The sequence below is a fragment of the bacterium genome, assembly GCA_037128595.1.
Classification (GTDB): Bacteria; Verrucomicrobiota; Kiritimatiellia; order CAIKKV01; family CAITUY01; genus JAABPW01.
The window spans coordinates 33,462-58,094 of sequence record JBAXWB010000030.1; the positions used below are offsets into that span (position 1 = coordinate 33,462).

General features: G+C 55.1%; 18 protein-coding genes and 1 pseudogene. 17 read left to right on the plus strand and 2 right to left on the minus strand.

Features of this window, described 5'->3' with window-relative positions; all coding sequences use genetic code 11:
• Window positions 1-6: 6 nt before the first annotated feature.
• The 12 genes and pseudogenes from WCS52_16075 to WCS52_16130 all read left to right on the plus strand — a co-directional run bounded on the left by WCS52_16075 (window position 7) and on the right by WCS52_16130 (window position 15,724).
• Window positions 7-1,047: an SIR2 family protein gene (locus WCS52_16075; protein MEI6168700.1), complete on the plus strand. Its 1,041-nt coding sequence runs from the start codon at window positions 7-9 to the stop codon at window positions 1,045-1,047.
• A 1-nt stretch (window position 1,048) separates the two neighbouring features.
• The gene (locus WCS52_16080; protein MEI6168701.1) at window positions 1,049-2,818 is read left to right on the plus strand and encodes an ATP-binding protein; all 1,770 of its coding nucleotides are present in this window, start codon (window positions 1,049-1,051) and stop codon (window positions 2,816-2,818) included.
• Window positions 2,819-2,849: 31 nt separating this feature from the next.
• Window positions 2,850-4,472, plus strand: a complete 1,623-nt coding sequence (locus WCS52_16085; protein MEI6168702.1) for a site-specific DNA-methyltransferase — start codon at window positions 2,850-2,852, stop codon at window positions 4,470-4,472.
• The gene (locus WCS52_16090; protein MEI6168703.1) at window positions 4,469-5,671 is read left to right on the plus strand and encodes a PDDEXK nuclease domain-containing protein; all 1,203 of its coding nucleotides are present in this window, start codon (window positions 4,469-4,471) and stop codon (window positions 5,669-5,671) included. Before WCS52_16085 ends, WCS52_16090 begins: the two co-directional genes overlap by 4 nt.
• Window positions 5,668-5,970: a hypothetical protein gene (locus tag WCS52_16095; GenBank protein ID MEI6168704.1), complete on the plus strand. Its 303-nt coding sequence runs from the start codon at window positions 5,668-5,670 to the stop codon at window positions 5,968-5,970. Before WCS52_16090 ends, WCS52_16095 begins: the two co-directional genes overlap by 4 nt.
• Window positions 5,970-6,149 (plus strand): annotated as a pseudogene (locus tag WCS52_16100) (hypothetical protein). Before WCS52_16095 ends, WCS52_16100 begins: the two are co-directional and overlap by 1 nt.
• Before the next feature lie 23 nt (window positions 6,150-6,172).
• Entirely contained in the window at window positions 6,173-8,851 is a 2,679-nt protein-coding gene (locus tag WCS52_16105; protein MEI6168705.1) for a DEAD/DEAH box helicase family protein, read from the plus strand.
• 82 nt (window positions 8,852-8,933) lie between these two features.
• Entirely contained in the window at window positions 8,934-10,001 is a 1,068-nt protein-coding gene (locus WCS52_16110) for a uroporphyrinogen decarboxylase family protein (protein ID MEI6168706.1), read from the plus strand.
• Between the two features lie 315 nt (window positions 10,002-10,316).
• Window positions 10,317-11,045, plus strand: a complete 729-nt coding sequence (locus WCS52_16115; GenBank protein MEI6168707.1) for a MotA/TolQ/ExbB proton channel family protein — start codon at window positions 10,317-10,319, stop codon at window positions 11,043-11,045.
• Entirely contained in the window at window positions 11,042-11,467 is a 426-nt protein-coding gene (locus WCS52_16120) for a biopolymer transporter ExbD (GenBank protein ID MEI6168708.1), read from the plus strand. The genes WCS52_16115 and WCS52_16120 overlap by 4 nt, the downstream gene beginning before the upstream one ends.
• Before the next feature lie 143 nt (window positions 11,468-11,610).
• Window positions 11,611-13,902, plus strand: coding sequence for a tetratricopeptide repeat protein (locus WCS52_16125; protein ID MEI6168709.1), 2,292 nt, complete (start codon window positions 11,611-11,613; stop codon window positions 13,900-13,902).
• Window positions 13,903-13,906: 4 nt separating this feature from the next.
• On the plus strand, window positions 13,907-15,724 hold the full coding sequence (locus tag WCS52_16130) for a VWA domain-containing protein (protein ID MEI6168710.1): 1,818 nt from the start codon (window positions 13,907-13,909) through the stop codon (window positions 15,722-15,724).
• Window positions 15,725-15,829: 105 nt separating this feature from the next.
• Here the strand turns inward: WCS52_16130 and WCS52_16135 are convergent, their stop codons facing one another.
• A complete protein-coding gene (locus WCS52_16135; GenBank protein ID MEI6168711.1) occupies window positions 15,830-17,053 on the minus strand; it encodes an MFS transporter in 1,224 nt (407 codons plus the stop codon).
• Between the two features lie 136 nt (window positions 17,054-17,189).
• Here WCS52_16135 and alaS point away from each other — a divergent pair, with 136 nt between their 5' ends.
• Window positions 17,190-19,835, plus strand: coding sequence for an alanine--tRNA ligase (alaS, locus tag WCS52_16140; GenBank protein ID MEI6168712.1), 2,646 nt, complete (start codon window positions 17,190-17,192; stop codon window positions 19,833-19,835).
• Between the two features lie 30 nt (window positions 19,836-19,865).
• Complete coding sequence (locus tag WCS52_16145; GenBank protein ID MEI6168713.1) at window positions 19,866-20,240, plus strand: hypothetical protein; 375 nt, start codon at window positions 19,866-19,868, stop codon at window positions 20,238-20,240.
• Here the strand turns inward: WCS52_16145 and WCS52_16150 are convergent.
• Window positions 20,206-21,351: a uroporphyrinogen decarboxylase family protein gene (locus WCS52_16150; GenBank protein MEI6168714.1), complete on the minus strand. Its 1,146-nt coding sequence runs from the start codon at window positions 21,349-21,351 to the stop codon at window positions 20,206-20,208. The genes WCS52_16145 and WCS52_16150 overlap by 35 nt on opposite strands.
• Before the next feature lie 127 nt (window positions 21,352-21,478).
• Here WCS52_16150 and WCS52_16155 point away from each other — a divergent pair, with 127 nt between their 5' ends.
• From WCS52_16155 to murJ, 3 genes are read left to right on the plus strand one after another with little or no spacing between them, the layout of a single operon-like run.
• Complete coding sequence (locus WCS52_16155) at window positions 21,479-22,297, plus strand: AraC family transcriptional regulator (protein ID MEI6168715.1); 819 nt, start codon at window positions 21,479-21,481, stop codon at window positions 22,295-22,297.
• Between the two features lie 30 nt (window positions 22,298-22,327).
• Window positions 22,328-22,915, plus strand: coding sequence for a MarC family protein (locus tag WCS52_16160; GenBank protein ID MEI6168716.1), 588 nt, complete (start codon window positions 22,328-22,330; stop codon window positions 22,913-22,915).
• Window positions 22,916-22,950: 35 nt separating this feature from the next.
• Window positions 22,951-24,549 (plus strand): murein biosynthesis integral membrane protein MurJ, encoded by a 1,599-nt coding sequence (gene murJ, locus WCS52_16165; GenBank protein MEI6168717.1) that lies wholly within the window; start codon window positions 22,951-22,953, stop codon window positions 24,547-24,549.
• Window positions 24,550-24,633: the final 84 nt, after the last annotated feature.

Genomic DNA, 24,633 nt, shown 5'->3' on the forward strand with positions numbered 1-24,633 from the left:
TAATCTATGGCTTTAGATATATCAGATTTTAAAAAACAAATTCAGGATCATCTCCAAGAAGGTTTGCTACTCGTTGTGGGGACTGGCTTGTCAATCGCTGCGGGGATCCCAGGGATGAGGCCTTTAGCAGAACACCTAAAAGTCGAGATCCCCAAAACAATCGCTCACGCCCCCGACTCTGCCTGGGAACAGGTGGTAACGGCTCTTGATGCCGGTGATCCTCTTGAAACTGCAATGGGTAAAGTCATGTTACAGCCAACAACTGTAGAAGCCATAGTTGCAGCAACAGCTGTAATGATCTCAACTTATGAGCAAAAAGTCTTCGAAAGTGTGCTAAGGGGCAGCACAGTTCTTCCGTTTACTGTTTTTGTAAAACACCTTTTCAAGGCTGGGAATAAGTTTCACCTCATAACATCGAATTACGATCGCTTGATTGAGTTGGCAACGGAGGTGGCAGGAGTTGGCGTAGATTGTCGTTTCTTCGGTTACTTATATGGTCGAACAGATCCGAAACGCTCCTCGGATGCGCACAGGGAATCTTATGTTGCTGCGAAACATTCTTGTTTTCGCCCTCTGCCCAGCTTATGCATACATAAGCCCCATGGGAGTTTGGATTGGTTCGAAGTGAATGGAAAAATTGTCAGATGCCCAATTAATATGGGAAGAACACCCATCATCATAACTCCAGGCGCGAGTAAGTACCGGGAAAGTTTCCGGTGGGCATTTGATGACCAGCGCGCCGCGGGAAACCGTGCCGCAACAAACGCTACCCGGTTGATGTTTGTCGGATACGGGTTTAATGATGACCACTTAGAGCAGTACCTTTGCCCTGGTTTTCGGCTAACAAAACCTAGCATTATTGTGACAAGGGACCTTTCACCCAATGCCCTGAAAGTAATTTCGAATAGCAAAGATACTGACGTTACAGCTTTGTGCGCTGTGTCAAATACCGATTTCCGCACTCGTATTGTCACCTCAAGCGGGGCGGAGCTGATCGTGGATGAATGTCTCTGGGATTTGGATAATTTCAACAAAGGAATTTTATAATATGGCTACAGCAATAATGTCGTTCGAATTAATTGCGCCCATCGGACGGGTCATGTCAGTCGATACTATGCGTGTGTTTATCCATGTTGACGACCATGATTTGCTCAAAAAAGTAATGGTTGGCAACCTCATTGCTATCCAAGGGGCGACTGGTCATCAGTATTTAATTTCTATTGTAGAGCGTATTACTCGGCTCCCTGCTGACATTATGGAAGCTAGTGAAGCTGCAGATGATGATACCGCACCTAGTAAAGAAGAATTGCAGGACACAATTCGAGCCGTGCTTGTGGGAACTTATCGCTCCAAGGAAGGTGCATCCGGTCCTTCTTTTAAGCGTGGAGCTGATTCCTGTCCGCAGATTGACCAACCTTGCCATTTAATTCAGGGAACGAATCTGACAGCTTTTATGGGGGTTCTCGCGCAGGATGTTGCTGCGGATAAAGCCCTTCGGCTAGGGTGTTTCGCGCTTGATACAACTGCGGTAGCAATAGCTGACGGAGATAGATTCTTTCAACGTCACGCAGCAATTCTTGGCAGCACTGGTAGCGGTAAAAGTTACGCTGTCGCTTCAATTCTCGAAAGAGCGAATACGCTCAATCATCCTAACATAATTTTGCTCGATATGCACGGCGAGTATGCATCTCTAGCAAAGGGGCAAAATAATGGCTATGCAGATTACTTTAGAATTGCCGGGCCGGGAGACCTAGTCAAACCAAAGCCGGAAAGTCTTTTCCTACCATACTGGATTCTAAATAGGGAGGAAATGTTGTCAATGCTTCTAGATCGAAGTGATGACAACGCTCCTAATCAAGCGATGCGCTTTACCAATCATGTTTTGGACAAGAAACGGTCATTCCTTGAGTTGAATAAACTAAAAGAGGTAATGTCGTCATTCACCGTGGACTCGCCTATTCCTTATGATTTGAAGGCACTTATTGATGCACTTCGAGAGGATGATCAAGCAATGACCGTTGGGAGTTCTGGACGTGACAAGCAGGGGACTTGGCACGGCAAACTCACTAGGTTCATCAGTAGGCTGGACTCTAAGATAGCAGACCGCCGATACGGGTTTCTTTTTAGACCCCCTGTTGAAGCTGGGAATTATGAATGGCTTCAGCAGTTGGTAGTAAAATTCTTATCCACTAAACAGGCTGATACATCAGGCATCAAAGTCATTGATTTCTCCGAAGTTCCTGCGGACATACTTCCTACCGTTGTTAGCGTTTTTGCTCGCCTACTCTATGATGTCCAGTTTTGGATGCAGTCGAATTCTCGTACGCCAGTATGTCTTGTCTGCGACGAGGCTCATTTGTACTTGCCTGTAAGAGCGGATGCAGACGCGGCTACAAAACGTGCGCTGGATACCTTTGAGCGAATCGCAAAAGAAGGTCGAAAATATGGATTTGCACTACTTGTTGTAAGTCAACGACCATCCGATGTCAGCAAAACAATTCTTAGTCAGTGCAACAACTTCATCGCGTTGAGACTGACTAATGAACAGGATCAGGCCGCAGTTAAATCTGTAATGCCAGATAGTATGGCTGGGATTGCAGACGTATTGCCACTACTAGATATTGGTGAGGCGATTGTTCTCGGTGACTCCGTGCTACTTCCATCCCGAATAAAACTCGATATGCCTATTGCCAGGCCTTTGAGTTTGACTAAAAATTTCTGGCGTGAATGGTCGGTCAGGTCTTCTGATGCTAATGCTATTAAGGTAGCAGTTGAAAATCTACGACGTCAGACGAGGACTGCAGAAGAAGCTATATAAAAAAGCAGAACTCTCAAATAGTTATGTATCTATGATTACGCGAAAACCAAAACTCGAACTTACCTGGATCGGGAAGGAAACCCGGCCCCAACTGGAGCCGCGCATCTTGCTTGAAGATCCGGCGAAGTCGCATCATGCGGCGCATAGGGTTACGGATAACGATCTTTTTGATAACCGCCTTATCTTTGGGGACAATCTTCTCGCCCTTAAAGCGCTTGAACACGAGTTTGCGGGCAAGATTAAGTGTATTTTTATCGATCCACCCTACAACACTGGCAGTGCATTCACTCATTATGATGATGGAATCGAGCATTCGCTCTGGCTTACATTGATGCGTGATCGGCTAGAATTGTTGCGTTCTTTGCTCAGTAACGATGGTTCAATTTGGATCACACTTGACGATAATGAGGCTCATTATTGCAAAGTGTTGTGTGACGAAGTGTTTGGTCGTCAGAATTTTGTGGCTACAGTGATTTGGAGAAAAAACTATGCGCCGAAGTCGAGCGCAAGACATTTTTCGGTCGATCAGGATTATGTCCTTGTTTATGCCAAAAACGGGGAAATATGGAAGCCGAACCCTATGCCAAGGTCGGAAAAGCAAGATAAGGCCTACAAAAACCCCGATAACGACCCGCGAGGCCTTTGGCGTCCCAACAATCTGGCGGCGAGGAACTTTTATAGTAAAGGCACGTACACCATTAAATGCCCAAGTGGTAGAGTTATTCTGGGCCCACCGTCTGGATCTTATTGGAGAGTATCAGAAGAGAAATTTTGGGATATGAATAAGCAGGGACGAATTTGGTGGGGGAAAGAAGGTAACAATGTTCCTGCTCCAAAAATCTACCTGACAGAAGTCAAGCAAGGGGTTGTGCCGCAAACATACTGGGGATATGAAGAAGTAGGCCACACTCAGGACGCCAAAAAAGAAATCGTAACGCTTTTCGGAGGTGATGTGTTCAGCACACCCAAACCAGAGAAACTTATGCAAAGGATCGTTGGATTGGCTTCGAATCCTTGCGACATGATCCTCGATTCGTTCGCTGGCTCCGGTACGACCGGTGCGGTAGCCCACAAGATGGGACGGCGCTGGATCATGGTTGAATTAGGTGAGCATTGTCACACCCACATCATTCCCCGGCTCAAGAAGGTGATTGATGGTGAGGATCCCGGCGGCATCACGGAGGCGGTAGGGTGGAAAGGTGGCGGTGGATTCCGCTATTACCGGCTGGCGCCGTCGTTGCTGGAAAAGGACAAGTGGGGGCAGTGGGTCATTAGCAAGGAGTTCAATGCCGCCATGCTGGCCGAGGCCGCCTGTAAACTGGAAGGGTTCACCTATGCGCCCAGTGACACGGTCTATTGGCAGCATGGGCACTCCACGGAGCGGGATTTCATCTATGTCACCACTCAGCATCTGACTTCGGATCAGTTGTCTCAATTAAGTGACGAAGTGGGACCGGAGCGGTCCTTGCTTGTCCTTTGCGCCGCCTTCCGTATCCCCAAGGGCGGGACGGAGCATTATTCCAACCTGACGGTTAAAAAGATCCCCAAACAGGTCCTATCCCGCTGCGAATGGGGGCATGATGATTATAGCCTCAAGGTCGAGAACCTGCCTAAGGCGCCTAAGAAGCCAGGGCAGCAGGAGTTAGAGTTATGAGTAAAATGATGAAAAAGGGAGCCTCTCTTTATGAGCGTGTACGGCAGATTCTAGAGTCTGCCAAGGCAACTGCTGCCAGATCTGTCAATTCGACCCAGGTTCTGGCGAACTGGTTGATTGGGCGGGAAATTGTGGAGGAAGAGCAGAAGGGGAAAGTCCGCGCAGACTATGGAGATGCCTTACTCCAAGACTTGTCATCCCGTTTGACTCGGAATCGTGAAAGAGGTTGGTCTGTTCGACAACTTGAATATGCCCGTTCGTTTTATCTGATATATGGGGATTTGTTGGGTGGCCCAAATTCGAACGCAGTGCGTTCGATTTCTGGCGGTACTGAGAATTCGAACGCACTGCGTTCGAATTCAGCGCGGCAACTCAGTACGATTATTTACGCACCTCGTAAAGAATCTTGGAATCCCGGAAGACTGCATTCCACCCTGTCCTGGACTCATTATCGGACATTACTTCGTGTTGATAAGCCGGAGGCAAGGGCGTTCTACGAGATCGAGTCGATTGAGAACAATTGGTCAGCACGTGAACTTGAGCGGCAGATATGTAGTTTGCTCTACGAACGGTTGGCTTTGAGTCGTGATAAGAAGGGGTTGATGCGTTTGGCCACAAAAGGCCAGGAGATCCAAAAGCCGGGTGACATTTTCAAGGATCCGGTGGTGATCGAGTTTACCGGACTTCCGGAATCCCCAAAATTAGTTGAATCCGATCTGGAAACGGCACTGATCAACAATCTTCAGTCTTTTCTGCTCGAACTTGGCAAGGGCTTTGCCTTTGTGGCACGGCAGGAGCGGCTGACCTTGGACGGCGACCACTTCTACATCGATCTGGTCTTTTACCACACCATTCTGAAGTGCTACGTCATCATTGACCTCAAGACCGGCAAATTGACCCATCAGGACCTTGGTCAACTCCAGCTCTATGTGAACTATTACGACCGTGAAAAATGTACAGTGGGGGATAATCCGACACTGGGGCTGATCCTGTGCGCCGACAAGAATGACGCCGTAGTCCGTTACACCCTGGGTGATGACCAACAGAAGATTTTCGCCAGTAAATATAAACTCTATGTGCCGTCTGAAGCGGAACTTCGGGCGGAAATCAAACGTGAGGTCAAGATGTTACGATCTCCAACTGTTTCCAAAATGGAAAAGGTTCAGAAAGATTGCCTGAAAAAAGGGACTGAATCATGAAACCCCAAGTCACCCCGGGGTTATCAGGAAATGGCTCAATCGTTGGGGCGGGATCCAAACGGGCAGCAACTAAGTCGGTTTTGGATAAGGATTCAGTTGGTTCCATTTTGGAACATACTGAGCTTATTTGGGAGTTATTTCAGGTTACTGTTCCGACTGTAAATGAGCATCTAAAAGGGATTTATGATGATGGTGAACTTGATTCTTCGGCAACTATTCGGAAATTCCGAATAGTTCGAACGGTGCGTAGAGAATCATGTAATCACACGAGCCAGCATCCTGAAGCGGTGGAATTATAATGGCTGTAAAAGTTCATATAGCGCGTGAAACTCCCGCCTCGGCATCGAGCCTTGATCAGTCGCAAGTGGTTCTCTATCAGGATGCTGACGGCAAGGTGACTGTAATCTTTGATTCTGGTGAATTGGTCGAAAATTCAGTTATTTCCATTTTGGAAACAACTGCCGCTGACGGGAAGAATTGCCTGAAAGGAGGGGCTGAATCATGAGACCCCAAGTGAATGCCATTGCCGGCCGCCTAAGCCTTCGCCAACCCCAGCGCCGCTCTCTGGAAATCCTTGACCGCATTACCGAGATTATCCCGCCCAAAAAGGGGGGTGATGTCGCCGCGGCGTTGGAGGTTATAAAATCCGAGTTTCCGACCGTTACCGATTTCGAGCGCGATTTCCCATCCGTCTGTTTTGCGCTGGCCACGGGCGTGGGTAAGACGCGGCTGATGGGGGCCTTTATCAGTTATCTCCACCTGGCACATGGCATCAATAATTTCTTTGTCATGGCGCCCAATCTGACGATCTATAACAAGCTCATCACGGACTTTACCCCGAATACCTCGAAATATGTGTTCAAGGGGATTGCCGAATTCGCTACCGACGCCCCGGAGATCATTACGGGTGACAATTATGAGGCGAAGGCGGGAACACTCTTCGATCAGATGCTTCGCTGCAAGATCAACATCTTCAATATCTCCAAGATCAACTCGGAGGTGCGGGGCGGGAAATCGCCGCGTATCAAGCGGCTCTCGGAATATATCGGGGAGAGTTATTTCGAATATCTGGCCAGTCTTCCCGATCTGGTGCTCATCATGGATGAATCGCACCGCTACCGCGCCAGTGCCGGGGTGCGGGCGATTAATGACTTGAAGCCGGTCATTGGCTTGGAATTGACGGCGACCCCGTTTGTGGAAACGGCCAAAGGCGCCATCCCCTTCAAGAACGTCATTCTGGACTATCCCCTCGGGAAGGCGATGGCGGATGGCTTTGTCAAGGAACCCGCCGTGGTCACTCGCAAGAATTTCAATCCTGCCGGCATGACGCCGGAGGCGATCGAGCTAATGAAACTCCAGGATGGCGTGCGCTTGCATGAGCAGGTCAAGGTCGAACTGGAAACCTATGCCCGTGAAAGTGGCAAAGAAATCGTGAAGCCGTTCGTTCTGGTCATTGCCCGTGACACAACCCATGCCAAGCAACTGATCGACTTGATTCAATCGGAAAAGTTCTTTGAAGGCCGCTACAAAACCAAGGTCATTCAGGTTGATTCCAGTAAAACCGGTGCGGAAGAGGACGAGATGGTGGAACGGTTGCTGAGGGTGGAACATACCGATGAGCCGACCGAGATCGTGATTCACGTCAATATGCTCAAAGAGGGCTGGGACGTGACCAATCTCTACACCATTATCCCGCTGCGGGCCGCCAATGCCCGGATCCTGATTGAACAATCGATTGGACGTGGCTTGCGCCTGCCTTACGGACGGCGTACCGGGGTCAATACGGTGGATCGCTTGAACATTATTGCGCATGATAAGTTCCAGGAGATTGTGGATGAGGCCAAGAAGCCGGACTCGCCAGTGCGCATGCAGCAGGTAATTCTGGAGCCGGAGCAGTTGGGCGAGAAAACCGTGACCGTGGTCTCCCAGTCCCAATTGGCGAGCCAACTGGGGTTGCAACCTGAACAGACGACCACAAGCACGCTGGTGCCGAAGGCGGCCGAGCCGCCTGTTTTCAAGACACCGGAAGACCAGAAGGTGGCGCAACTGGCCTATCAGGCCATACGCAAACTGGAAAATCAGCCTCAGGTTTTGCCGGGCGTTTCTTATTTATCTAAAAAAGAGGTTCAAGCGGCGGTCGTGAGGGAGGTGGCCAGTCTGTATCGGCCGACTCAGCTCGAAATCGAGGGCGTAACAGCCAAGCCGGACATTGCGGCCATTGTGGCCAAAACCAGCGAGTTGGTGATCCAGCAGACCATTGATATCCCGCGCATCCTGGTCGTGCCGACGGGCAAAGTTCAATCGGGCTTCAAACCGTTTACCCTCAAACTCGATACGCTCAACTATCCGCCGGTATCCGAGGAGCTCTGGGCCAAACACCTGCGCACGGACCAGGTGGATGTCATTGCCACAGGCAAAGGCGGCCTTGATGAACTGCGGCTGGAAGATTATGTCGTGAGTGGCTTGGTTGATTTTGACGATGTCTCCTACGACGCCCACGCGGATTTGCTCTACGCCCTGGCAGAGCAAGTGGTGAAACATCTGATTGGCTACCTGAAAACCGAGCAGGAGACCCGTAAGGTGCTCAGTTGCCATCAACGCGAAATCGCCCGTTATGTTCACGCCCAGATGCAGGAGCATTATTGGGAAAAGGCGACCGGCTACGAGGTGAAAGTCAGCAAGGGGTTCTCCGAGTTGAAGCCGAGCGCCTACACGGCGTCTGCGGCCGACCCCGTTCTCGACTATCGGCAGCCGCCTATCGATAAGAGCAATATGTCGAAGTACCTTTTCGGCGGGTTTGCGCGTTGCCTTTACCCGGTCCAGAAATTTCAGGCGGACCAGGAACGCAAGTTATCCATCATTTTGGAACGGGAAGCCTCGCGGTGGTTTAAGCCTGCCAAGGGCCAGTTCCAGATCTACTATAAGTCAGGGGCAGATCATTGCGAATACCAGCCGGATTTTGTGGCCGAGACGGAGTCCGTGATCTATATGTTGGAACCCAAACGCCGCACGGAAATGACAGCCCCGGACGTCATGGCCAAAATGGAGGCGGCGGTGAAATGGTGCAAGCAGGCCAGTGATCATGCTCAAACCTATAAGGGGAAGCCCTGGAAATATGCCCTCATCCCGCACGATGTGATTGCTGAAAATGTGACACTCGAATGGCTTGCGAAAGCATGACCCCTTGCGAAGGTCCGATTCACAAGCGTTGTAATTTTTTGTAATGCAATAAGTATGCAAATTAACTTAAAGGAAACGAAAAATGCCGAAATCATGGTGGAACGGGCCGGTTAAAGCGGAGCCAAACTTCAACAATCTCCTTAAGGTCCTGAGGCGGGAGAAACCGGATCGGCCAACGCTGTTTGAGTTTTACCTGAATGGACGGATCGATCGGTTTGTCCTTTCAGGTAAATCCGAAGGGGATGATCAATACTCCGGAATTACCTATGGCGAAATGCGCCGATGGATGGCGGCCTTTCATGCCATCGGGTATGACTATTCAACCGTGGCCATCCCCGGGTTTACCTTTCCCTTGAAAGTGCAGGATCACAAGGCGACCCTTTCCGCCAACGATGGGGTGATGATTACGGATCGACAATCGTTCAATGACTATGCCTGGCCGGATCCGGATCTGGCTGACTATGCGATTCTTGACGCCCTGGGAAACGACATGCCGAAAGGCATGAAGTTGTTGGTTTGCGGCCCCGGCGGGGTGCTCGAAAATGCCAATTTTATCCTTGGCTTTGAAAACATGTGCTATCTCATCGCCGATGACGAGAAGCTGGTGGAGGATGTATTCGAGTTCATCGGAACGCGCCTGGTCCAATATTATACCAAGGCCCTCGAATCCAAGCATGTCGGCGCGATCATCAGCAACGACGACTGGGGCTTTAAGAGCCAGACAATGCTGTCCCCGGAAAACATGCGTAAATTCGTTTTCCCCTGGCACAAGCAGATTGTCGAGGCGGCCCACAAGGCAGGGAAACCTGTCATCCTGCACTCCTGCGGGAATCTGAAGGATGTCATGGATGATATTATTGATGACATGAAATACGATGGGAAACATTCCTATGAAGATACGATTCTTCCCGTGGAGCAGGCGTATGATCAGTATGGAGACCGAATCGCCATCATGGGGGGAATCGATCTGGACTTTGTAGTCCGCTCAACTCCTGAAGAGGTCTATCAGCGGTCGCGGGCCATGCTCGAGAGAGCCTCCTCGCGCGGTGGTTATGCGCTGGGGACGGGTAACAGCGTGCCGGAGTATGTTCCCCATGACAACTATCTGGCCATGATCAGTGCCGCGACATCGGATCGTGCGCAGTCATAACGTTAGTCATCAGGCCGCCGTTTATGAAAAGTCCTGCCCCTGGCCAGGGTCTTTTGTTTTGGCCCTTTTGGCACTGGTTTCGACAGAGCGAAACCCTCCATTAAGAATTGAAATCATGAAAATATCAGGTGTTTTCACAATGGAGGGATGCGCTCCGTCGCATCCGGAGAGCCGAAATAAGCCAAAACAAAAGACCCTGTGCCCCTGGCGTTTTCATCAAGATTAAACTTGATGCCTGAAAGTCTCGCCGTTAGCCTCTTCGTTAGATGCTTTTTATTTCCGGCACTGCCGGGTTAGGAGAATAGAGACATGCGCATGAATATAAAATGGATGACGAGCTTGATGCTGGCAGTGACGGCAACCACGGGGCTGGCCGAGACGACGGCGGGCAACGGGGATCTCATGGCCCAGAAGGTATCCCTGATGGAGATGCTGAGCCGCGGGGGCGTGGTGATGGTGGCCCTCGGGGTGATGTCCATTGTGGGGCTGGCCCTGGTGATCTACTTTTTCTTCATTTTGCGGCGCAGTCAGGTGGTGCCGCAGATGCTGAAGGATGATGTGCTGGATAAGCTGGAAGCCGGGGAACTGGCGGATGCCCGGTCAGCCTGCGGCTATAAGCCCTGCGCCTTCTCCGAGGTGGCGGTCGCCGCCATCGACTATGCGCGTACCGGTGACATCTCACCGGCGCTGATGAAGGATGTTGTGGAATCCGAGGGCGGGCGGCAGGCGCTCATCATCCAGGGGCAGACCCAATACCTGTTTGACCTGGCGGTGCTCTCGCCGATGGTCGGTTTGCTGGGTACGGTCTTCGGCATGATCCATGCCTTTAATGCCGTGGCGCTGGACTTGACCAAAGCCAAGCCCATGCTGTTGGCGGCGGGGGTGGGCGAGGCGTTGATTGCCACGGCGGCGGGCTTGATTGTCGGTATTCCGGCGATGGCCTTTTATGCGTATTTCCGGAACCGCTCGGCCCGGATCATTGCCGAGCTTGAGGTGTCTTCCGGCCAGGTGGTGAACATCCTGTTGAGCAAGAGGGGTAAATGAACTTCCGGGGACGGCATCAACCTAATCCCATCGCCTTTCAGATAGCGCCGATGGTCGACTTTTTGCTGGTACTGCTCTGTTACTCCATCATGAGTCAGATCTTTACGCAGTGGGAAGCCGAGTTGGATGTCAAGTTGCCTACGGCCTCTTCTGCCAAGATTGAACAACGCCTGCCGGGCGAAATCATCCTGAATGTGATGAAAAATGGCACCACGGTGGTCAATGGCCGGAAATTGAATGATCCGGAACTCTCGGCCTTGTTGAAGCGACTGGTCGTGCTCTTCCCCGGTCAGCCGGTGTTGCTGCGGGCCGACAGTGAGACCGCCTATCAACACGTGATCCACGTTCTGGATCTCTGCCGGCAGGCTGACATCTGGAATGTCTCGTTTGCCACCGGGTTGGTTGAAAAGAAGGGCGAGTAGTGATGGTAAACCCAACAATGGAGCAAGTCTTCCCGCAGCCAAGACGGCTCACCGGGACGGTTCGCCCTACCCAATCTCAAGCCACTCTGGTTGTTACTCAGGTAGGGCGAGGCGTCCCTGCCGAGCCGTCTGGAGTGGTTGGTATGCGGTCACGGCGGTCCTTGTGTGCGGTGCTTTGCTGTGTGTTCGTATGGAGCACCTTGCATGTGTTGGCCCTCAATGAGGTGGAACAGTTGCAATTTGCCGATGGCCTCTATTCCCGTGGCATGTGGGAAACGGCCCTGAAAGAGTATCAGTCCTATCTCACGCAGAATCCGCACACTGGCTCCAATGATGTGGTGACCTACCGGATGGGGGAATGTTACCGGTCACTGGGCCGGCTCCCCGAGGCGGATCAGGCGTATCAGCGCGTATTTGAAGAGTTTCCCGCCGGTGAGTTCCATTACCGGGCGGGCTTGCGCCGGGCTGAGCTTATGGAACAGGGCGGTAAGCCCGATGATCAGATTCAGTTGCTCAAGACCATGCTGAAGGGGAGCCCGATGCCCGAGATGGGCGCGGCCTGCCAGTTTGCGCTGGGGGTGGCGCTCGAGAAGCAGGGCAAGCTGGATGAGGCGGCCAAAGCGTATGATGCGGTGTTGACGCAGTATGCCGGGACCCAGTTGATTCCCTATGCGGCCCTGGCCCTGGCGGGGCTTGACCGTCGTGGGGAGGGGAAGCGGGCGGCCCTGCTTTATGGCCTGGCGGCGGCGGCACCGGGTTCCCCGCGGATGGGCGCCGAGGCCCTGTTCCAGCTGGGTGACTTCTGTTACTCCCGCAAGGACTATGACGGGGCCGCTCAGGCCTATGACAAACTGGCGACGCTGTATCCCAAGGATGAGCGGGTCGCCCAATCGCGCCTTCAGCAGGCCTGGTCCCTATACAATGCCCGGCGCTATGCGGAAGCCTTGACCGTTTGTGAAGAGGTCCCTAAGACCCCGGAATGGCTCTATCTCAAGGCGAATTGCCTGCGGCAGGTCATGAAAAACGAGGAGGCGGCCAGCACCTATGCCGAACTGCTGAAGAGCAATCCCGCGGGCGATATGGCGGCGACGGCGGCGTATGAGCGGGCCCTGACCTTATTCAAACTCGGGCGTTTTCAGGCGGCATTCGACCAGGCCAAGGGGCTGATTGCGGTGGACCGCGTGAAGCGGGATGTCTGCTGGCTTTTGGCGGAATCCAGCGCGGCGCTCAATGATGAGGCGGGTGCCGTGCAGTACTACCGGATGCTGTTGGATCAATACCCGGATTCCCCGCTGGCAGGGGATGCCTTGTACCGGCTGGCTCATCTGCTGCAGAAGAAGGGGGATTACTTGCAGGCGGCGGAGTTGTTTGGCCGCTTGGCCGCGGATTTCCCGAAACATGAATTGGTGGCCCAGGCGATCTTTGCCCAGGCGTCCTGTCTGGGGACGGCGAAGAAGCCGGAGCAGGCCGTGGCGGCGTATGCCCGGTTGCTGGAAAAATACCCACAAAGCCGCTTTGTTGAAGACGCCCTTTATCAGAAGGCGATCAGTGAGACCTATTTGCGGCGGGATGCCCAGTCGATGGAAACCTGGCGCGAGCTGCTTTCAAAGTTTCCGGCCACGAAATATGTGGCCGATGCCCGTTTCTGGAGTGGCGTCCTATTGGAGGAGTCCGGCAAACTCGAGGAATCCGAAATCGCCTTTCGACAGGTGTTGACCGTGACGCCGCCTCCGTCCGACGACTTGCGGCTGCGGGCCAGTTTCCGGTTGGCGTTGGTCTTGCAGCGGCGGGAAAAGCCCGACGAGGCCGCCCCCCTGCTTCAGGACTTGATTGCCACCCCGATGCGCGAAAAATTCCCGGCCGAGCTGCTGGAATGGCTGGGTGAGTACCAGCTGAAAAAACAGGACTATGCCAAGGCGGCCCAGGTGACGGAGTTATTGCTGGCTCAGGCCAAAACGGAAAACTGGAAGCAGACGGCCTGGTGTCTCAAGGGCAAAGTCCTGATGGGGCAGGGGAAGAACGAGGAGGCCCGGCAGGCGTTTGAGCGGGTGACGGGTGTGGATTTCAAGAGTCAGGCATTGGCTGAGGCGTGGCTTAAACTGGGTGAATTGAGCCTGTTGGCCAATGAGGCGGATAAGGCGAAGCGGGCGTTTGAGGAATCGGCCACATTGGCGGCCACCGACACCCTGCTGGCGATCCGTGTCCAGGCTTATGCGGGAATTGGCAAGGCCTTGAAGGTGCGGGGTGATCATGCCGGGGCCGCGCGTCATTTCCTGAGTGTGGCAGTATTGTTCGATGATCCTGTTCTAGTTCCGGAATGTCTTTACGAGGCGGCTTCGGAGTTTTCGGCGGCGGGTCGTGGGGATGACGCTGCGAAAGCCCGCAAGGAGCTGCTCGAACGTTACCCTGATAGCGATTGGGCCAAAAAGAAATAAAGTTATGAGCACGTCTCCCCGACCACTTAATTTCAGGAAAAAGAAAGAGCCATTGGGTGCTCTGGAGATGATCCGGCAGATGCGCCGCCGCAATCTCCTCTGGTATGGGCTGGCCATATTGGTCTCACTCCTCCTGCATGTGGCTGTCATTCTCATGCTGCCCGGCTTCAGCGTCTATAAGATGGCGGACCGGCCCGCTTTCGAAAGGCAGATTTCCCTGAAATTGGAAGAGGTCAAGTTGGCGCCGGAGCCGCCGGATGTCGACCGGCGTCCGCCGAAATTCAAGCCGGATGCCGCCCGTGGCGAAGTGGCCGGGGAGGTCGGGGCCGAGGCGACCACGATCCGCCGTGCGCAGGATGAGTCTGCGGTCGAACCCCGCCAAGTAGGGGCCGGGGTATTGATCGGCGAGCAGCGGAACCTGGCTGAGCCCATGCCGGTGGACCGGCCCATCTGGGAGCCGCGCCAGGAAATCCTGAGTATCAATCAGAAAATGGTCAGGGACGAAGCCGCCTTGCGGAAGCCGCGCCGGTATATGGAGACGGTGCCCCGCAGTCAGGCCGGGCTCGATATCTCCGCACCTGCGAGCCGGGAGGCTCTGGAAAGCGGGTTAGTCTCCACCGGGGCGTATTATCTGGTGGATGATCCTTCCAAGTTCACCTGGGGCCGTAATGTGCCGGCTGGATCGGGCCCCGGCGGGGCTCCGCGGGATGTGCCACCGCCCAAAAAGATCACCGAGGAGGAACCCCGGAAACTCATTGAGGAGAAGCAGGCCCGCGTGAATATCCTCAAGGCGCTGGAGAAGCACCTCAAGGCGGATGTGTTTGTCTACCGCTCTCCCAAGGGCACCTCTTATGATTACTGCCGGATTGAAATCAAGCGCCGGACCACGGATCTGCTGCCTGTTCTGGGAAAAGATCTGCTGTTGGTTCAGGACGGGTCGGCCAGCATCACCGAGCAGAAGCTTCATTTTTGCCGGGAGGGACTGCTCAAGGCGCTGGACCTGTTGGCCCCGGGCGACCGCTTCAATGTGGTGGAGTTCCGTGACACCCTCGTCAAATGTTTCGACACCTGGGCCACGGTGAATCCTGATACCCTGCAGCAGGCCCGGGAGTTCATCGGGCGGATGGAGTCTGTCGGCAATACCGATATCTTTGACGCGCTCAAGGACCTGCTCCAGTTTCCCCGCAAGCCCGGCCGGCCCGTGATCATGGTGGTGGCCAGCGATGGGGACGCGACCACGGGGATCACGGACCACACCCGCATTATCGAAGCTTTCAGTCAGGCCAACCACGGCGAGGTGTCGGTATTCACGCTCGGTACGTTTCCGGGGGTGAATGCCTATCTGCTGGACCTGCTGAGTTATCGCAACCGCGGGGATACATTTATTGTGAAGACCGGGCGTTGGGATATCCCGTCGGTATTTGAGAGTCGCGTCCGTGAGGTGAGCCGGCCGGTGCTGTCCGATGTGCGGTTCCGGTTTGCGGGCCAGACCTATTGCGAGGCCTATCCGTTGCTGACCGCGAATCTGTATCTCGACCGGCCTCTGGTGATTTACGGGCGTTTTATCAAGGGAACGCGGCGGCTGGTGTTCCAGGCCACGGGGCAGGCGGATGATATCCAATGCGATATGGTCTTTGATCTGGATCTTGAAAAGGCGATGACGGGGGATGCGGGGGTACGGACCAGTTGGGCCTGGCAGCGGGCCTATTACCTGATCGGCGAACATACCCGTACGAAACAGCCCGGAATCATCTCGGAACTGGGCCGCCTGGGAAAGACCTTTAATATCAAGGTCCCTTACATGACTGAACTTCAGCAGTAATCGGACACCCCTCACCCTAGCCCTCTCCCTCAAGGGGCGAGGGAATAGATTGTGCGCCATGTTTTCTCCCTCTCCCCTCGAGGGAGAGGGTTGGGGTGAGGGGTGTTAATCTTGCTGCAACGGATGTCGGTGATGAACGAACCGTTGCAGGATCAGGATCACAAGAATCATGGCGGCGCCTGAGGCGTAGAGGGTGCCGAACCCGAACCGGTCCGCCATGAATCCCCCCAGAACGGCGCCCAGCATACTGCATATCCCGACGACACTCTCATTGATGGCCACATACTGCGAACTCCGTTCAGGATGAATGAGGGCGTGAAATACCAGGTAGAAGAAGAAACTGCCCGTGTAGATCCCGAACAAAATGGCGCCCACACTGAGGATCAGATGGGACTGGCCGTACCCGAAGATGAGTGCGCCTGCAATGCCCAGACAGCCGAAGGCACCCACGGCCATGGGCCGGTACATCCAGAACCGGCTCCGGCACAGCGCTAGTCCCGTCACCGCCTGCGCCGCACTCACCAGGAAAAAGAGGAGCCCCTGAAAGCTTTGGGTCAGATGCAGGCAGGTTTCACTCCGGACAGGAAATACGGCGCGGAGGAAGGTGAGGACGATGACGCCCACACCGGCACTGACCCAGCCTAGCCAGGCGAGGTCGGGCTGATGGGAATAGTCCACTGGGATGGCTTCGGCAGGGCGCGGCGTCTCGCCGGGTCGGCTGGGCGCCGCCGGCTGCGATTGGGCGAGATCTCTCAGGAAGTAAACCGCGATTCCGGTTAAGGCGGACAGGCTTGAGGCGAAATAGCAGGCATATTTCCAGCCGGAATTTCCCCCGCCGGGGGTGGACGAGCCGAATTCCATCAGGATGCCTGAGATAAACGGCCCCATGGCAAAGCCCATGCTCCAGGCGAAGGTGTAAAGCCCTGTGGAGTAGGTAATGGGCTTGTTATTGGCCCCATCTACCGCCTTCATGAATACCTGAAAGGGCAGGAAGAATAAGGCCGTTGCAATGCCCGCCAACGCCATCAGGACGTAAATCCCCACTACGCCGGGAATCAGGGTGAAGAGAAAGCTGATCAGGGCCAGCCCCCCCATGGAGGCGACCATCAGCCGGGAGGCATTGGCCGCCGTGACAAACCTGCCAAGAATCGGGCAGGCGACCAGATAGACCAGACTCCAGGTCGTCACCGTATTGGCGACGACGACGGCACTGGCCCCCTGCTGGGACAGGCGGACGGCATTGATGAACATAAACTGCGCCACCATCATGTCGGCAATGGCCGGCAACAGGTAAATAATGAGAGATAATCGCTGTCTTGAAATTTGCATGCGCGGGAACCTAACACAGGACTGCATCAGGAGAAAGTCCGAACTTAGTTTTGACTCTTGAATCAGAACGGGGGGTGTTATAGCCTCTGGGCCGATTTTAGTGATGTGTATGGGTGAATTGAAAAGGATAGTGCTTATGACGAAATCGGAAATGACGGCGGCGGAAATCAGGCAATCGTTTATGGACTTCTACAAGTCCAAACAGCATCAGATTGTTCCCAGTTCACCGGTGGTGTTGCAGGCGGATCCGACCCTACTGTTCGTTAACGCCGGGATGAATCAGTTCAAGGAGATTTTCCTGGGCGCCCGCGTCAGCCAGTATGGACGGGTGGCCAACAGTCAGAAGTGCATCCGGGTCAGTGGAAAGCATAATGATCTGGAAGAGGTCGGCCACGACACCTATCACCACACCTTTTTCGAGATGCTGGGGAACTGGTCGTTCGGCGATTACTACAAGCGGGAATCCATCGCCTGGGGCTGGGAACTGCTCACCAAGGTGTGGGGGCTCCCCAAGAACCGGTTGTGGGCCACGGTCTATAAGGATGATGAAGAGGCGATCGCCATCTGGAAAGAGGTCACGGATATCGATCCCACCCACATCCTGAAATTTGCCGAGAAGGATAACTTCTGGGAAATGGGCGAGACAGGTCCCTGCGGGCCCTGCTCTGAAATCCATTTCGACCGCACCGTCAATGGCTGTACCCCGGACATGATCAATGCCGGGCTGCAGGAAGTGATCGAAATCTGGAATCATGTGTTCATGCAGTATAACCGCCGTCAGGACGGGTCCCTCGAGGAACTCCCCGCCAAGCACGTCGATACCGGCATGGGGTTGGAGCGTGTGGTCTCGGTGATTCAAGGCAAGACGTCCAATTACGACACCGATATTTTCCAGCCGGTGATCCAGAAGATGGTTCAATTGAGCGGGTATACCTATGAGGGCCCGGGCGGGGTCGCGATGCGGGTGATTGCCGATCACCTTCGGACCCTGGCCTTCGCCATTGGCGACGGGGTGCTCCCCTCCAATGACGGGCGGGGTTACGTGTTGCGTCGCCTGTTGCGCCGTGCCGTGCGCTATGGACGCAAGATCGGGTTTACCCGGCCCTTCATGACAGCGCTTCTGCCAACATTAGAAGAGGCAATGGGCGCCCAGTACCCTGAACTGGTGCAGCATCGTAAGGAAATTGCCCGGGCGATCCTCGCGGAAGAGGAGAGCTTCTCGGTCACGCTTGACCGCGGTCTATCCCTGTTCGATGAAGTGGCCGCCTCGGTGATTGCCACGAAAAACACGGTGTTTCCCGGAGACGCGGCGTTCAAGCTTTATGATACCTATGGGTTCCCTCTGGACCTGACCGTGGTCATGGCGAAGGAAAAAGGGCTGGAAGTTGACGAAAAGCGGTTTGCCACACTGATGGACGAGCAGCGCAAACGGGCCCGGGATGCCCGTAAGGCGGCCACAGCGGATGCGGATGTGGATCTGGTCTCCGATCTGGTGGCAAGCGGAATCAAGACAAAGTTTACCGGCTACACCCAACTTTCAGGAACAGCCCCTGTGCTGAAGCTGTTGGGCAAGGATGCCGCTGGTGTCAGCGCGGTGGTGGAGGTGTTGAGTGAGGGGCAGGAAGGGTCACTCCTTCTGGCGGAAACCCCGTTCTACCCGGAAAAGGGCGGCCAGGTGGGCGATCGCGGGACCATTACCGGACCCGAGGGCGAGTTTGAGGTGACGGATACCCGGCAGCCCACCGAAGGGATCGTCCTGCATGTCGGTCGGGTGACCCGCGGGAAAATGGCGGCCGGCTCGATGGTGTCCGCCACGATTGATTCAGAACGCCGGGCGGCGACGGCCCGCCACCATACGGCCACCCATTTGCTGCAATTCGCCTTGAAGGAGATTGTGGGCGGCAGCATCAAGCAGGCCGGCTCCATGGTTTCACCTGAACGGCTGCGGTTCGACTTCAATTATTTCCAGGCCTTGACCCCGGCTGAACTGGCGGCCGTGGAACGCCGCGTCAATGAGTTGGTTCTCGCCAATGCGGCGGTCAACGTCAGCGAGATGGCGCTCAAGGATGTGCCCGGCTCGGGGATTGTCGCCATCTTTGATGAGAAATACGGCGACACGGTGCGGGTGGTGAATGTCGGGGGATACAGTCGTGAACTGTGCGGGGGAACCCATGTGACGGCTACGGGGACGATCGGTTTGTTCCGGATCGTATCGGAATGTTCCATCGCCTCCGGGGTCCGCCGGATTGAAGCGGTGACCGGCCTGCCGGCCTATGACGTGATGTGTGCCGACCGTTCACTGCTGGAAGGTCTGGCCAAGCGGTTCAGTGTCTCGCCGGCTGAAATTACGGGGCGTGTGGAGGCGTTGGCTGACCAGGTGAAGACCCTCGACAAGCAGATCAAAGACAATGAAAACGCGGCGGCGATGCAGAAGCTGGGCGGGGTTCTGGCGGCGGCCACCGAGGTCAAAGGCATGAAACTGATGGCCGTGGCCGTTGGGGAAGTATCGGCCGATGCCCTTAAGAATCTGGCCGATGCGGCGCTGGCCCAGGCGGGCTCCGCGGTGGTGGTGCTGGGGGCTTCGAGTGAGGGGAAGGCCCAGTTCATTGTGGTCGTGAGCCCGGACCTGGTGAAAAAAGGCGTTCATGCCGGCAAGATCATCAAGGAAGTGGCCAAGATCGCGGGTGGTGGCGGCGGTGGCCAGCCAGCCATGGCACGGGCCGGCGGCAAGGATGTGAGCAAGATCGCCGAGGCGGTCGCGAAGGCCAGGGAACTGTTGTGAGATGTGAAACGTGAGACGTGAGGAGTGCGCATGAGTGTGGAAATCATCTGCACTGCCTGCGGGCAGGAAAGTCTGCTCAAGCGGGTGCCGAAGTTTGACGGGTTCAAGAAGGTGGGGGAGCGCCTGACCTGCGCGTCCTGTGGGCATGAATATGCCGACGAGGCGGAGGTGCCCTTCACGCAACGGCGCAAGCCGAAGGTGTTTGACGCCAGTGATGCCCCCCGGGTCGTCAAGGTGTTTGATGAAGCCGAAGCGGAACGTCTCTGCCGGCACTGCCAGCACTATGTGGTGAACCCGTTCGTTCAGCGCTGCAGCCGGCACGGCAAGGTCGTGGAAGCCACCGACACCTGCCGTGATTTTGAGAAGAAAATCAGTACGATTTCATCCCGAACATCTGTTCCTTGAGATCCAGATAATAGAGATAATATTCCGGTTTCACATTGGGCGGACAGCGGTGATCGCAGAAGGGGATATAGCCGCCCCGTTCAACGAGTGGCACCAGTGTTTTCATATAAGCCTTGATGGCCTCCGGGCCTTTGGCCATCTCGATCTTATCGAATCCGCCCATGATGCGCAGATCCTTGCCGTATTCGGCCAGCAACTCCGACGGATGGGCACAGCCATTGACCTCAAAGGGGAACAGGCAGTTGATGCCGCCTTCCATGATATATTTCAGGATGGGGCGCACATCGCCATCGCAGTCAACCCACCAGAGTTTGATTCCCGCCGCCTGTAGCCGTTTGGAGATCCGTTTGTAACGCGGCATCACCACGTCCCGGAAGAAATCCACTGAGACGATCGGACCATTCTTGAAACAGATATCCTCCCACCCCTCGGCAAAATCGAAGTCGATGTGGGGGAGCATCTGGTCGAGGGCGTGTTCCACCAGCTGGCAGGAGGTCTCCACCATGTCCTCAACCATTTCCGGGTAGTCAAACCCGGCATAGGCCAAACCTTCAAAGGTCAGCATGTCCCGGATTTTACCGATCATGGAACCGCAATTCACCCCCAGTGGATAGTCGCGGGTGGTCGGGTGCTGCTGCTGAATCTTTTTGATGTCAATGATTCGGGTCGGATCATCGAGGCGGAACCGCTCCTCCTTGCAGCGCTTCCAGTCATCCGGGGTGACGATGGAGGCCTTGATGTAGTGGGGAATGGAGGAGCCCTGATTGGTTTTGGGGACTTCCGCGAGAAGCCCATCGCCATTCATGAGGATTCGGGAGGTGGCGGTCTCTTCAACCACCTGGTAGGGAAACGGTGGACTCATCCAGACGTTGCCCCTGGCCACGGCATACCGGTCAAAGTTGAAAAACAAATCGGCTTCGTCGTTGTTCTTGATGTTGTTCTTCGAGAACAGATCCCACTCGGTGAAGTTTTCCTCCCAATAGCCGAACTCCATATTGAAGCAGCGGTCAATGGGCCGGTACTGCATCTGGTTGTTGAAACGCTGACGATCGGTCAGGGTTCCCTTCCATTTGGGACGACAGGGGGTGATCACTTTCGGGGATGCGGTCATGAGTATTTTCCTTTTGCTTTGATTTCGGGCCTGAATAAAAGTAACTTTTTAAAACAGAAGGTCCATTTACTATGGGCCATTATTCATTGCATGAATAAGAAACGCAATGGATGGGGATGGGGTTTTCATGGACAAGAGTAAGAAACCAGTTCAATTGACGGTGAATGAACTCCGGCCGGTTGTCTCCGTTGCCAACTACCAGGAGGTCAGCCGCGGGCAAGCCTGGGGGGAACGGCAAATTCCAGACTTCGAGTTGATATTGATTGTGGAGGGGCGGTTTTCCTATGAGACACGAACCGAGCCGCCCCTTATCCTGAACGCGGGGGATGTGCTGCTGATTCCGCCGCTGGTATGGCATACCGTCAGACGGCTGGATGAGCCTGCGCATGCGGTGTTCAGTTGCATTCATGGGGAGTTGATTCCGGGAGCGAAATGGGCCCGGGGTGATTATCAGTTTTTCCCTGAGCCCCAGCGGGTGACCCGGACGGGGGGAGATGCCGCGATCCATGATCTGTTCATGAGGTGCCGGACGGTATATGAGGGGTATGATAAATACCGGTCGGTATTGCTTGAAACCATTCTCAAGGAACTCTGGGTGCGTTTAGCGGGATTCTGGAGCGGGAGTCAATCGGGGGATTGCTCCGGGCGGATGAAAGGGATGGTGGCCCATCTCCGGGCGCATCTCGACCAGAAGATCACCCGGCGCAGTCTGGCGCGTGAATTTGGCATTACGCCGGAACATGTGAATGCGCTTTTCAAGAAACAGTTGGGGGTGACGCCCACCCAGTTCATCCACCGGGAACGGATGCAGTTGGCGTATCGTTACTTGAGGGATGAGGGGGCAAGCGTTAAGGAAGTGGCGGCAAGGGTGGGATTTGAGGATCCCTTCTATTTTTCACGGGTTTTCAAGCGCGTGATGCACCGGACGCCGGCCTCTGTGGGGTAGGACCGGATCGATTGAAGAAAGGGGAATGCTATGAATCATTTCTGGCTATGTTTTGTCCCGTTGTTTGTCGCCGTGGATGCGGTGGGTGTGCTCCCGATGTTCCTGGCCCTGACCGAGGGGATTGAGCCGCAGAAACTCCGGCGGGTGATCTGGCAGTCGTTGATCACAGGCTCCCTGGTAGCCATTGTGTTTGTCATGATCGGCAAGGCGGTATTTCAGTTGCTGGGGATCAGTCCTTCCGATTTCATGGTCGCCGGGGGCCTCCTGCTTTTCGCCATTTCCCTGCGGGATATCCTGGTGACCAACAAGCATCCCGACCCGGAGGATCCGGAAAGTCTGGGCGCCGTTCCGGTCGGCGTTCCCCTGATTGTGGGGCCGGCGGTACTCACGACGATTCTGCTACTGGTGGATCAGTTCGGGATTATCCCGACGATCACCGCCGCCATTGTGAATATTTGTCTGGCGGGTCTGGTGTTCCGCTTTGCCGGAATGATCAGTCGCCTGCTGGGGCGTGCCGGAACCAAAGCGGTCTCCAAACTGGCCAGCCTGCTGCTTGCCGCGATCGCCGTGATGATGGTGCGAAAGGGCATCATACAGTATCTTGCCTTCCTCCCTTGACGGGGTGGGGGGTCCGCCTGTTTAATGGCGCGCTTATGACTGATCGCCGAAAAGCTGCCGGTATTGTCGGCCTTGCCGTGATGGGCTCCCGTATTCTGGGACTCGTCCGCGAGGTCGTGATTGCCGGAATGTTCAATGCCGGGAAATGCCTGGACTCTTTCCTCGCCGCCTTCCAGATCCCCAATTTGCTGCGCGACTTGTTCGCTGAGGGCGCGTTATCCACCGCCTTCACCACGGTGTTTACCAAGACGCTGCATAAAGAAGGCGAGCGGCCTGCGTGGCATCTGGCCAGCCTGCTCTTCAGCGCCTTGATTGTGCTGATGGGGGTGATTTGCATTCTGGGCATCATCGCCAGCCCGTTGCTGGTGCAGATCACCAACTTCGGATTTCATCAGGTGCCTGGTAAGTTTGAGTTGACCGTCCGGCTGACGCGGATCCTGTTTCCTTTCATCATGCTGGTGTCTCTGGCCTCGGTAGTTATGGGGATCCTGAATGCCCGGTTTATTTTCGGGCTTCCGGCCTCGGCGTCCACCGTGTTTAACCTGGTGTCCGTCATCAGCAGTGTCCTGTTCGCCTACCTGTTCGACCCCCAGGCGGACTGGCGGCATCCCGTCTTCACGGAACGTGCGCTCTATGGGGTGACTCTGGGCGTGCTCTTGGGCGGGTTGGCTCAGTTGGGGATGCAGTTGCCATCCTTGTTTAAACTGGGCTTCCGGTTCAAGTGGGAATTGAATCTGAGCGACCCGCGGCTGAGGCAAGTCTGGGCCCTGGCCTGGCCGAGTATGATTGCGGGCGCGGCCGTCCAGGTGAATGTGCTGGTGAACGGGATGTTTGCCTCGGAGATTGATGGTGCGCGCTCCTGGCTGAATTGCGCCTTTCGCATGATGCAGTTTCCCATTGGCATCTTTGGTGTGGCGATTGCCACGGTGACCTTGCCAGCGGTGGCCCGGTTGCATGCCAGGGGCGAGATGGCGGAGGCGGGCAAAACGATTGAGGAAGCGCTCCGGCTGGCGCTGTTCCTGACACTTCCCGCGGCGATGGGGCTGGCGGTGCTGGCGCCGGAAATCATCCAGGTGATCTATCAGCATGGACATTTCTCCGCCGCCTCGACGGCCTCGACCGCGTCGGCCTTGCGGGCCTATGCGATCGGCCTGGCCGCCTATGCCGCCATCAAGGTGCTGACCCCCTGTTTCTACGCGCTGGATCGCCGCCGGACCCCGCTGAATGTCAGTCTGGTGGGGATTGGCCTCTGTATCATCCTGAACTTTATTCTGGTGAAGCGCTTCCATCTGGGACATGTGGGCCTGGCCGCCACCACCGGATGCATTGCGATCCTGAATTTTGCGCAATTGGCCGTTTACCTGCGGCGGGATGTGCATTTCGGAACCGTTCGCGCCTGGTCCCGGTTTGTAGGGCTGGTCGGGGGCGCCACCGTGGTGTGTGGGCTGACGGCCTGGCTACTCAAGCATTGGCTGGCCGGCTTCGGCACCAGTTTCCCCCTCATGGTCCTGGCCCTGTTTGTTGAAATCGCGGCGGCCGGTTTGGTATACTTCGGGCTGACGCTCGCGTTCCGCATCACCGAGACCCATTATATGGTGGGCTTGATGCGCCGGAAGTTGAGGGGAAGAGTGTGAGATGTGAAGGGTATGGTCGGAAGCATGAAAGACGGTATTAAATTCAAACCGCTCATCCATGGGCTGTTGCGTGATGAGCTGACG